The 10,873-nt window shown below is 41.4% G+C and carries 8 protein-coding genes and 2 pseudogenes; 8 read left to right on the plus strand and 2 right to left on the minus strand.

Annotated features, from left to right (window positions below; genetic code table 11):
- Positions 1 to 37: 37 nt before the first annotated feature.
- From B7360_RS22555 to B7360_RS25090, 5 genes are read left to right on the plus strand one after another with little or no spacing between them, the layout of a single operon-like run.
- Positions 38 to 1,360 carry a site-specific integrase gene (locus tag B7360_RS22555; protein ID WP_085344678.1) on the plus strand — a complete coding sequence of 441 codons (1,323 nt, stop codon included), beginning with the start codon at positions 38 to 40 and terminating at the stop codon, positions 1,358 to 1,360.
- A 6-nt stretch (positions 1,361 to 1,366) separates the two neighbouring features.
- On the plus strand, positions 1,367 to 2,920 hold the full coding sequence (locus B7360_RS22560) for a site-specific integrase (RefSeq protein WP_085344679.1): 1,554 nt from the start codon (positions 1,367 to 1,369) through the stop codon (positions 2,918 to 2,920).
- Positions 2,913 to 5,282, plus strand: coding sequence for an integrase (locus B7360_RS22565; protein ID WP_085344680.1), 2,370 nt, complete (start codon positions 2,913 to 2,915; stop codon positions 5,280 to 5,282). The genes B7360_RS22560 and B7360_RS22565 overlap by 8 nt, the downstream gene beginning before the upstream one ends.
- A gap of 5 nt (positions 5,283 to 5,287) precedes the next feature.
- Positions 5,288 to 5,707: a hypothetical protein gene (locus B7360_RS22570; protein ID WP_085344681.1), complete on the plus strand. Its 420-nt coding sequence runs from the start codon at positions 5,288 to 5,290 to the stop codon at positions 5,705 to 5,707.
- Between the two features lie 7 nt (positions 5,708 to 5,714).
- Positions 5,715 to 5,852, plus strand: a complete 138-nt coding sequence (locus B7360_RS25090; protein WP_154217309.1) for a hypothetical protein — start codon at positions 5,715 to 5,717, stop codon at positions 5,850 to 5,852.
- A gap of 781 nt (positions 5,853 to 6,633) precedes the next feature.
- On the opposite strand, the pseudogene B7360_RS25300 reads toward B7360_RS25090, so the two are convergent.
- Positions 6,634 to 6,993 (minus strand): annotated as a pseudogene (locus tag B7360_RS25300) (regulator).
- 229 nt (positions 6,994 to 7,222) lie between these two features.
- Here B7360_RS25300 and B7360_RS22580 point away from each other — a divergent pair.
- Positions 7,223 to 7,915 (plus strand): FRG domain-containing protein, encoded by a 693-nt coding sequence (locus B7360_RS22580; RefSeq protein WP_025626477.1) that lies wholly within the window; start codon positions 7,223 to 7,225, stop codon positions 7,913 to 7,915.
- A gap of 143 nt (positions 7,916 to 8,058) precedes the next feature.
- Positions 8,059 to 8,940 carry a DUF4238 domain-containing protein gene (locus tag B7360_RS22590; RefSeq protein ID WP_025626479.1) on the plus strand — a complete coding sequence of 294 codons (882 nt, stop codon included), beginning with the start codon at positions 8,059 to 8,061 and terminating at the stop codon, positions 8,938 to 8,940.
- A gap of 275 nt (positions 8,941 to 9,215) precedes the next feature.
- On the opposite strand, the gene B7360_RS22595 is transcribed toward B7360_RS22590, so the two are convergent.
- Positions 9,216 to 9,713 (minus strand): hypothetical protein, encoded by a 498-nt coding sequence (locus tag B7360_RS22595; protein ID WP_164673241.1) that lies wholly within the window; start codon positions 9,711 to 9,713, stop codon positions 9,216 to 9,218.
- A gap of 564 nt (positions 9,714 to 10,277) precedes the next feature.
- Between B7360_RS22595 and B7360_RS22600 the strand changes: the two are divergent.
- A pseudogene (locus tag B7360_RS22600) lies at positions 10,278 to 10,873 on the plus strand (DUF2235 domain-containing protein); the annotation flags it as partial.

Raw genomic sequence — 10,873 nt, forward strand, 5'->3', positions numbered from 1 at the left:
TGAGTATTTGTTAAGTTTGAGTGGGTTTAAGGACGCAATGAAGACAAAAGTATTTCAAATGGCGAGTGGAGAAAGCTACTCAATTCTTTTAGGTGAGGATGGTATGCCACTGCCTTACCATAACCTTTTTGTCACCCTGCATTACCGAAATCAATCAAAAGCAAGTAACACCTGTTCTCGTGTTTTTGATCACCTTAGCTTTCTTGAGGAAATTTGTCGGTTTGAAAATATTGATTTGATTGAACGATGTAAAACGGGTGATTTTCTGACAAAGAAAGAGTTTGAGAACATTAAGAAACACTCAAAGCTTACAGTTGCGTCATTCCGTGAAATGGTTGCGAGACATAAATCCCCTAATGTCATGAGCATCAAGGAAAATAAACTTGAAACGGCAAGAGCCAATTTAGTCGTCAATCCTGAGGGGGACATCTCCCCCCACACAACATACAACCGATTAACTGTGTTTGCGCAATTTATTGGTTGGCTCGAAGAAGAATTGTTTCCCTCTAAAGATTCCACGGCTGAGATCGAACTCAAGAAAATGAGGGGTGACAAGTTTGGCACTAGTGATGAAGCTCTTGATTGGGGAAACTGGCGCTCTCTAGAGCCAATTGAAAAAATTCGAGTCCTTGATGTGGTTCACCCTGACTCCTCAGAGAATCCTTGGAAATCAGAATCTGTTCGATATCGCAATCAACTTATCGTAAACATGTTTTTTGCTATTGGCTGTCGCCATGGAGAACTGCTTAAAATCAGAGTAAAAACGGACAGCAATCAATCTGATATCAGAAAGCGTGACAAAGACGGTCGTTACTTCGTTATGATCCGCTCACAAACTGACTACAGCGACAAACGCAAGCACAGACCAGAAGGTAAGACCATGGGGCGATTCGTCCCAATGGATAAACGTTTGGCCGATATGTATGAAAACTACCTTATCCATCACCGTCCTAATGCTACTGGATCTGAGCATATCGAGTACCTGTTCGTTACTCATAACCATAAGGTGCAAACTAACACCGCCTTATCAATGGCTCAGGTAAATAAAATTTTTCGTGAGATTTCTAAGGTGGTTGGCTTTAGGGTACACCCCCATAGGATACGTCATACGTGGAACGATGAATTCAGTGAGTTTGCAGATAAACGCATTGCCGAAGGAAAAACAACGGAAGCCAAGTCGGAAGCCGATAGGCGAAAATTGATGGGCTGGAGTGAAGATTCCAGTAGTGCGAAACGTTACTCAAAACGACATGATGATAAACGTGCAATGGACATGGCGTTAGACCTTCAAGAAGAAGAGTCAACCACCATAAATTCAATCGTCCAGCAACGTGATGAAGATGTTTGGACAGGGGAATAATAAAAAATGAATCACAATCATGTGAATTTTGACTTTGCTAATGAAAGCAAGGTCACGACTACAATGTCCCATAATGGTTTTGAATTTGATTACCTATCTAACCGATGGACATTAAATCGTGACGTAACTGTATCGATGGACTTTTTGCATGACTTTGTGCAACCGTTGCGGAATGATGTTCGTGAGGCCTTTGCTTACTTTGCGGAGTGCCACTCCCCAAAGTATGTTGAAAACCTCATCAACATGGTAAAGCTTTATTTGAGGGAGTCAGATTGCGATCACTTTTCTGAAGTTGGTTTCTTGTCTTTCAAAAATAAGATGTCTAAACCTCACCAGTACAAAGTTGCGTATGTTAGAGGCTTTGTGCGTCAAATGCGTTTCTTAGGGTTGGATGGACATGTCGATGATGCAGTCTTTAAACTGACAGACCAATGGAGTTTAAGTGGCAATGATAAAGGCGCTGCCGTCCTGACCCTAGATCCTGAGACTGGGCCATTCAGTGATTTAGAGTTCCAAGCAATAGGTTTACATGCTGCTCATCGATATGCTGAAGGAGCGCTTAGAACAGATGAGTATGCTTGTCTCTCGATGTTTAAGGCGTCGGGTCGCCGTGCGGTTCAGATAGGATCAATAAAATGCAAAGACTTTTCGTATTCGTCTAAATATACGGAGTCTCTAATGTATGTGGTGCTGATTCCTAAATCTAAGGTTCGTGGAGGAAAGTTCCGTAGTATCCTAAAACCTTATGCTTTAGTGAATTCGGTTGCACAGGTTGTTGAGCTACATATCAAAGAACAAACAGCTAAGGTGGAAGCAGCTTTAGGGCGGAAAATGACGCTTGAAGAAAAAGGTGAACTACCTTTGTTTATCGATGTTGGCACCATTGTAGAAATTCAATCAATACCCCCAGGTTCATTAATGGCCTATCTCAAATCCGAATTGCCGCATATTAAAACAAGCAACCTAACGAGTAAGCTAAACAGTGCGGTCAAAAAGCTGAATGTCATCAGTGAGCGAACTGGTGAACCTTTAAAATCAACAAGCTATCGTTTTCGCTATACCTTGGGAACCAGAGCTGCTAGGGAGGGGGCTGGTATACTTACCATTGCCAACCTGCTTGACCAGTCTGATACACAAAATGTAAAAGTGTATGTTGCTAACGCCCCTGAGCATGCGGTGCATATTTCAAAAATCATGAACCAACCGCTGGCTCGGTATGCCTCTGCTTTCGCAGGCAAACTGGTTGAAGACGAGGCTGAAGCCAATACAGAAAATGCAGGTGCGGCACGCATTCCTTGTCGAGAAAAAGACTGTGAGGTCGGCTCTTGTGGCTCAAGCAGTTTTTGCCAAGATTATGCCCCTATCGCTTGCTATTTATGCCCTAAATTTCGTCCATGGGCACATGCTCCGCATCACCTGATCCTCGACTGGTTGGTTGACGAGCGAGAGCGATTAAAAGTAGATGCCAATGGCGACATGCAAATCGTTGCAATCAATGACAATGCCATTCTAGCGGTATGCCAAGTAATCCAGCTATGTAGGGAGTATAACAATGGCTGATGTATTGATCTTTAAGCCTAAGCATGAGCTTGAGCATACGAAAAACCAAGCCGATTTCATCGAATTAGGACGTCAGATAGCGCCATTAAGCAAGAAGTATGTCTACGATGAAAATTACTGGCCTGATGTAGGTAACTTCACTATTTTTGGTGCCAATAGCCGACAAAAAAATCCAGACGAGTTACTGGATGAATCTTTAATTCCCTTTGCAAAAGCTTACGTTACCTATGGCGGCGGAACCACATCAGGAATCAACGTTAAATTCCAAGCCTTACGCGCAATCAATGCTGCTTGGCAGCGATTACACAAGGACGAAGATTTTGAAACCACCAAGCTTACGGGGAAGGACTTTGATGCAGCTCAGCGCGCGGCTAAGGAATCGTTAAGTGCAGGAGCTGCTTATCAGGCTGGGCGTGGTTTAAATAAACTTCTCAACTTCTTGATTGATTACAAATTGGTGAAGCCATTTAAGTGGAAAAGTGGACTCAAAAAGCCTGCTGAAAATGCGACAGGGGATGATGCTGACAAGAGAAGGCAAGACAAAATGCCTGACGAAAATGCGTTGATGGCTCTCGCCTCCGTCAATGCTCAAAAAACAGAAGACTTAAGTCCACGGGATATTTTCACGACATCTACGATGACCTTGTTGCTGGCTGCCCCAAACCGTGGTTCAGAGCCTTTGTACTTGCTTTCCGACCCTATTCATACCGATGAGTTGAAAGTTTGGGAAGTACTAAAAATGGATGGTTTTACTAAAGATGATGTGAAGGAAATCCTTAAATACCAAAAAGAGAACGAAATTGTTTTTGAGGATACTGAAGGCGTTGTATTTGACGACTCTGGTAATGTCAGAGAAGACTCTCTGGATGCTGGCGATGAAGAGCTAGACCTTACCGCAACCATCCAAATTAAAGGCATAAAATGGTATTCGGGTAAGGACTTTGGGCACGCACACAAGTGGATTCCTACGTGTATGTACAGTGTTGTAGAAGCTGCTGTAGAGCGTTTGAGAGCAAAATCAGAGCCTGCACGAAAGTTTGCAAAGATGCTAGAAGAAAGTTCGTGCTTTCCACGGCATGAGCTTTGTCCTGACGTCCCTGAAGACCAACTCCTAACTATGGATGAAGCTGCAATGGCACTTGGGTTGGATTCGTCAGGGTATGGTGACCTTTCTGATGCACAAAATCGCAGGAAATGGCGAACATCTAGAAACCATTTCCTAAAGCGTAAGGGGATCTTACGTGAAGATTACCAAGTTACGCTCCGAGATTTAAATGTAATCCTTCGAAAAGGTCTTCCAAAGGACTTTCCTTATATACCGTTTAATCGGGGGAATGGGCATGTAAAGGTTAAATGGTCAGAGGCTTTGTATGCTGGATTTGCTAATTGCTTGGACACTGCAAAATCAACCATTTCTACCGAATTGTACATTCCGACCATTAATACGTTGAATGAAGACCTTGCTCCAACGAAAAAAAAGAACAGAACCACAGGAGAGTTAGCGACAGGTGTGCGTTCGGTTTTTCAGCGTTGGGGGCACGGTGATTTGATCATAACTTCGCATCAGATTCGTCATATGTTAGACACCATGGCCGCAGTCAATGGTATGGATGGAGAGCAACGTGCTAATTGGGCGATGCGAAGCGATCCTAGGCACAATCGTTATTACGACCACACAACTCCTGAGGAGTATGGTGCGGACTTTATTGAAGACCGAGAGGCAGACCTTGTCTCACGGGGTTTGATGGAGAATACAACAACGGGAACTATACAAATTCAGGTGCAGGTGGCGACACCAAGAACAGTGCAAGAGCTGAACACTAAGACGGCTTTAACCGCACATACAAACGAATTTGGCATGTGTGTGACGTCCTACATGGAAGAGGTTTGCACTAAATATCGCGACTGTATTAACTGCGACCAGCAAGTTTGTGAAAAAGGCGATGACGGCAAATGTGAGCGCATTCGTAAGCGGCTAAAAGAGGAGAAAAGACTTCTCAAAATGGACAAAAAAGCGGTTGATGATGGTGTTCAAGGGGCTAGGCAGTTCTATGAGCGCAGGAAACTGACCACAGAGCGCTGTGAGCAACTGCTTGCCATGATGGAAGACCCAAATATCGAGGATGGTTCTTTAATCAAGCTGCTTAACGTAGAGGATGTTACCCAGTTGGATCGTGCGATGGATGCGAATGGGAAAAAGCGTTTACCTAAGATTGAAAACTTTCAGCGCATCAAAGAGAGCCAGAAGGTTACCGTCACGGTTGATGAAATGATTGGTATTGAGAGCAATCCAGAATCATTTGAAGACGAACTACTTGATGCTTTAGATGAAATGGATGCAATAGACTTTTTTGAGGATTGATTATTGTGGCTAAACACTTAACAGACACGGATATTAACAATGTTTGTGAGCTTCTGGATGATTGGCCTACAGACTCTAAGCTCACATGGGAGAGGTTGGTAGAGGCAGTAGCACACGATTACAAGCTTTCTACTACGAGGCAAACACTGCAAAAGCAGGCACGTATCAAGCGAGCATTTACTGAGGTTAAGGCGCTTGTCTCGGGTAATTCCCCTAAGGCTGTTGCTGCACGCAATAGACACCTACCATCCAGTTTGAAGGCTGCGGCTGATCAACTAGAAAAGCGGGAGCGAACCATTGCGCGACTTGAAGCCGAGAACAGCCGACTACTTGAGCAATTCCATACTTGGTTGTACAACGCCACCCAGCATGGAATTACGATTGAGCAACTAAACGAACCATTGGAAACTAAACAAGAAAAATGAGTGCTCAATGAGCAAAGTAGCTACGGAACTCCATGGCTCGCAAGCAGATGAAAGTTTAGCTAAAAAAGAAATACAGTCTGCCACGGATGTGGCAGCAATCAGCCGTGTTGCAAAACTAAATAGAACAGAAGTTCTAAGCGTGTAGTGAATTAGTCTGAATGAAATCTGTCAGCTTCATCACTTCGATGTGACTTGAACTAACAGGGCATTCTAAATCGATTCTACCCCATTATCAGACAGAGTAAATACTCATTCATATCCTGTTGATGGGCTTTGCCTTACTAAAATATCCATTCTTCTAATGTTGCTCGTTGCGAATCCCCGTGTTGTATTACGGGGTAAATTCCACCAAACTATAAGGAATCCGCTAAACCCTATCCCTTTATTCTTTTCAATGTCCTAACATAACAATACGGTAGATAAAGAACTTAAAGTAACGATAAGAGCCACGACACTTTGAGGTAAAAGGCCGAACTTAAAGTTCGGCTTTTTTGGATTGCTCTAAACACATTAATCAGTCCTCTGCACCTTACTTTTTTTCACCACTTAGCTGCATCACATCAAACACAAAAAGCAAAATTTCGATTAAATCGAATAACTCTTTGAAACTATTATCTCCATTTAATGTGTTAATTGAATAAACAGCTAGAACTACTGCAAGGCATATATAATCTCTGCACATACTTCACCTTCTTTATTTCAAAAATCAAGGTAATCGTATCTAATCTGACAATGCCTTTTCGGGTTGGGGGTGAGTTCACTCAAATACAGCTCAAGCTAAAAAATATGTGCGACAATTTATAAGTTTTTATTAAAGTTATTTGTTGTTTTTCCCAATCATTGATTACTTTCCTCCTTAAGTTCTTAAATATATATACCTGCGGAGTTGTTACACTTGCGCTATCGGGTGTTTATCTAGCTTAACGTTATTGATTGCTTTTAATTTTGCACAATATTCTTACATATTTCATGAGCTTTGTGGCAATCATAGCGTCCGGTTTTGCTCCAATTTAAAGTAAAGCGATACCTGTTAAGATTTCTTGTGGAATGACTAATTGTCCTGTTGAAAGTTCCAGCGCGTTCTTGTGCATCTTAAAGTTTTCCCAATCTTCGGAGGTGGCTAGTTCCCTCCCTTTGGTTATTCTCATCAAACGCTTACACTCTGGCGGGATAGGTTTTCCATCATCCTAAGGTTTGACCGCCCTCACAGTTTTAAAACATAGCTTTGCGGTCTCTTCTACGCTCAAACCACTCTCAAATTCACGAAAAATATAGTTTTTAGTCATTTAGTGGAACTTCATTGAATAGTTCCTCAAAAGAGGGATTTTTGCTACAAGGTGCATGTGCAATTAGATTGAACATAAGCAGGCAAAGTACATACGGTACGAAGGCTTTTTAACACTCTCACTAAGTTATTGATTTTCTGTTGAAGACTTAAACGAAAGACCGCATCATATCTATGCAAAGAGCGGCATAGCGCGGTATAGAAAGTGTTATATGTAATTGGGAGGGTTAATGAGACAGATTAGCGAGTTTTTAAACGCTGTAGGTGGCTTCGGAGAAGTCAGCTACTACCGAGGTCATGCTGATATTAATTGGGAATTACTGCCATCTATTGCGCGAATTGATACTTCATTGATAGACGTTGATGAGCATATTCATTGGCGTGGTCTAGAACTAGATATTATGCGAGAGTTTGAAAAGCATGGTAGTTCCCTGTTAAATAAAACACCTAAGAATGGCTTGGAATGGCTGATACATGCTCAGCATCATGGTCTACCTACAAGGCTACTTGACTGGAGTACCAATCCTCTTAAAGCTTTATTTTTCGCAGTGGAAAACCCACTTCATGATAATGTGGATGGGGTTCTTTTTGGGGTTGCACCTAAGTTGAACTACGTGTTAGAACGTTTCGTCGATGTGAGCAAAGAAGACAAAATTGTTGGTTTCCATTCTTCTAGTCTAAACAGCCGTGTTTTTGCGCAGGAAGGGTGTTTTACAATTTTTCCAACACCTAAAAAGTGGGAGGCTTTTACGTCAATAGGTATGGATAATGGAACTGTCGACAAGCTTTCTAAGTATGTTGTGCCCAAAGAACATAAAGCTGCTTTAAGAAAACAACTAACTCAGCTTGGTATTTCTCACAAATTTATGTTCCCTGATCTCGATGGTTTAGCTAAATCAATAGTTAGAAGTGCTGGTTTATAAATTACATATAACAAACTGTTTAAGAGTGATTCGTAACGCGTGGCATTTTCGCTATGAGTTGGCTTTAGGGATTAAGGTGGTGTGCGGAGGCTTTTATATTGCGTTGCTCACCTTAACAGGGCGTTATATTTATGAGGTAAGTTTTGAGTTCAATTAATCATCACTATGTCCCACAATTGTATTTACGAGGCTTTATTGCTGAGTCTGGTCGTATTCAAGTATTCGATAAAAAGTTGGGTTCATTCAAGAAAGATAAGCAAACACCTCGAACAATATTATTCGAAAAACATAGAAATACAATCACACATCGAGGTGTGCGAACTGATGCACTAGAAAAGCTCTACGGGACAATTGAAGCACCATTGGGGCAATTTTTTGATTTAGTTCGCAAGGGCCTGTCGGAGAAAGAACTAATATCCAAAGAAGGCATTTATCTTCTAAAGGTATTTGTAGCGTTTCAATTTTGGCGAATGCCTTTGTTAGATCCCTTTGTAGAGCAGTACATTAAAACTCTAGACTTAACACGGTTTGGAGACAGAATTACACTGAATGGGGTCAATATTGGCGATTGTGACCAAATAAAAAACGCATTAGAAAATGACTCAGGCTTCAGGCATTACTTTCGTAGCTTTATGCTGCCTCTACTAACGTTTGATTTTAGGGTACATGATAGTGACTATGAATCATGGAAAGTCCATCATGTTTCGCCAGAATACGGAGGTTGGAACAACTTTTTAACGGGAGATAACCCGCTACTCTTTGACGATTTGACTCAGATGTTCGCATTTAAGTCTAAGTTTATTATGCCTTTATCGAATAATCAGTTGATTACTTTTTCGCCAGCTCAAAATCACGCTATGAACCTAGATCCGCTTTTTACAACTTACTTAGCAATGGCTACATATAATCAATGTCATCGATATGTTGTAGGTACTAATAAAGACTATATTGAGCAAATAAAGTTATTTTTGGGTTCAGAAGTGGAACCTTCAGATTTGAGAGCGGAGTTATTTACATACATATAACGATTGAGCAGTGCAATAAGGTTTGGTCGTGGAAATAACCGATTTGCTATACCTGAAGTTATTCATTAATTGCTGATGTTCGATTCTCCGAGACTGATAATTGTCCAAAGACGCGCTGACGCCGATCTCGGCAAACACGTCTTTGCCCCAATATGTGTTTTGACTTCCATATCGAACACGTAACTACCATTTATTTTGGCCTACATTTCCTAATGACAATTGTTCATAGGTCGGTAGCTACTCAGTTAATAAAGAGGCTATACAGGCGATTAACACTATGGCTTGACACCATTAAAAGGTTTTTCTTCACAAGAAACAGGAGCAACACCCATATTAGTGCAAAAAGACTGTTTGATATGATGATGCGTGTAAGTGGTTTTAGTGTGGCTTTTCCCAGTTATTTTATCTGTGATAATGTAATTATGTTCTCTCGTGAAAGTAGTACGCTTTGGGCCTATCGTGTCATAGCATTTCCCAGCCGATAACGTAACATTGACGGTATCAGTAACACCACCTGCAAGACACCGCCATTCTAATTCCAAAGGTGTATTAACTGGTAACAAAAGTGTCTCTGTAAAACTTTTGGTTTCAATGCCATTGACTTTATTAAGAGCGGCAAATCCACCATCATAGTGGTGATAACGAGCAACACGAGCATATTCACCACTATCCATATTAACGTCTAGCCCTTCAACCATTTCAAAATCTGAATTAGCGCAACCGCTTAATGACGTACTCAAGATAACGCATAGGAATATTTGATTTTTATTCATCTATACAACAACCCTAAAAACTAAAAAAATCGCAAAATCAATGGATAACCATCTGGTTCAGCATCTTAGCACAATAAAGTTGATCAAGAAGCATTTGATTAAACTTACCTATTTTATAAAGGAGGACTCATTTATCCGTCATGCCTTCTCAATGTACATAAACTAATATAGCGTCATACTAAGTATTAAAGTGGCATACTGAAAAATGCGGTGAAGATTAGATCTCGCTGCCTTTTTGTCATTTGTTCTTAGCTCATTTATGCCCCTTTATTGGTGTCGTCAACAAGCCTACGGTCATAGTTAGTCGAGTTTTGCACAAATATAGCTAATGTGAAGAGACAAAGATTTCTTCATTAACAGGTGGTTTTGAATTGATATCGTCTTTGTACCAAGGGTATTTGGGATTAAAGACCATCAAACATTCTGTAAATGTGCACAGAACTTGTCTTTTTTAGCTAAAATACCTAAGAAATTAGGCATATTGCATAGCAAAACAATTCACTTGCTTACTGTGTGATTTATGCACTGTTGGTAAAATGTACTTTTGAATTGAAAGTATATGATATGCCTATAGAATTCCCTAAGCCGAAACGGTTAACAAGCGCTGGATATGCCCCAGTTCAGGATGATGTCCCTCTTGCTCCCCCAACTCCAACCCCAGCGATCGAACCTGAGCCTGTGGCGGGGTTTGAGTGCCGTATTAAGATCTATGCACCAAAGTCCGATCTGTCTAGCCTGAAATTAGGTGTCTTCTCTCTTAGTAAATCTGATAATGAGGAGAGCGTTAGACGCTGGCGCTCTGAAGAAGCGCTAGACTCGTATACCCTGCTTACTGGAGAGTGTCATGTCGAAGAGCCAAAAAAGCTGACTCATAAGTTTCATCAGAACTTTGGCATCTGCACATCCTTTGACGTTATGCCAAGATCTATCGACTCAGGGTACTTTAATGCGGAGTTTATCCCCTTGTTGCCATCCCTAGAGAGCGAGTCTAAATTAGGCTGGGCTTTGCATGGTTTCTATTACTACTTCTACGAAGGTAAGTTGTTGTATGAACTCGATATACTCGGTGACGGAAAGTGGGGATGGCGTATTACTCAATCTTCATCGTCTGATGGTATATCTAGCACCCCTGTAAGCGATCAGGTTTTTAGTTCTCTACT

Source organism: Vibrio sp. ArtGut-C1 (assembly GCF_002105475.1).
Classification (GTDB): domain Bacteria; phylum Pseudomonadota; class Gammaproteobacteria; order Enterobacterales; family Vibrionaceae; genus Vibrio; species Vibrio diabolicus.

Bases quoted from the DNA above. Each gene is read 5' to 3' on its own strand.
- B7360_RS22565 (WP_085344680.1), top strand. From the start codon at position 2,913: ATGGCTGATGTATTGATCTTTAAGCCTAAGCATGAGCTTGAGCATACG.
- B7360_RS22580 (WP_025626477.1), top strand. From the start codon at position 7,223: ATGAGACAGATTAGCGAGTTTTTAAACGCTGTAGGTGGCTTCGGAGAA.
- B7360_RS22555 (WP_085344678.1), top strand. From the start codon at position 38: ATGAAGACAAAAGTATTTCAAATGGCGAGTGGAGAAAGCTACTCAATT.
- B7360_RS22595 (WP_164673241.1), bottom strand. From the start codon at position 9,713: ATGAATAAAAATCAAATATTCCTATGCGTTATCTTGAGTACGTCATTA.
- B7360_RS25090 (WP_154217309.1), top strand. From the start codon at position 5,715: ATGAGCAAAGTAGCTACGGAACTCCATGGCTCGCAAGCAGATGAAAGT.
- B7360_RS22560 (WP_085344679.1), top strand. From the start codon at position 1,367: ATGAATCACAATCATGTGAATTTTGACTTTGCTAATGAAAGCAAGGTC.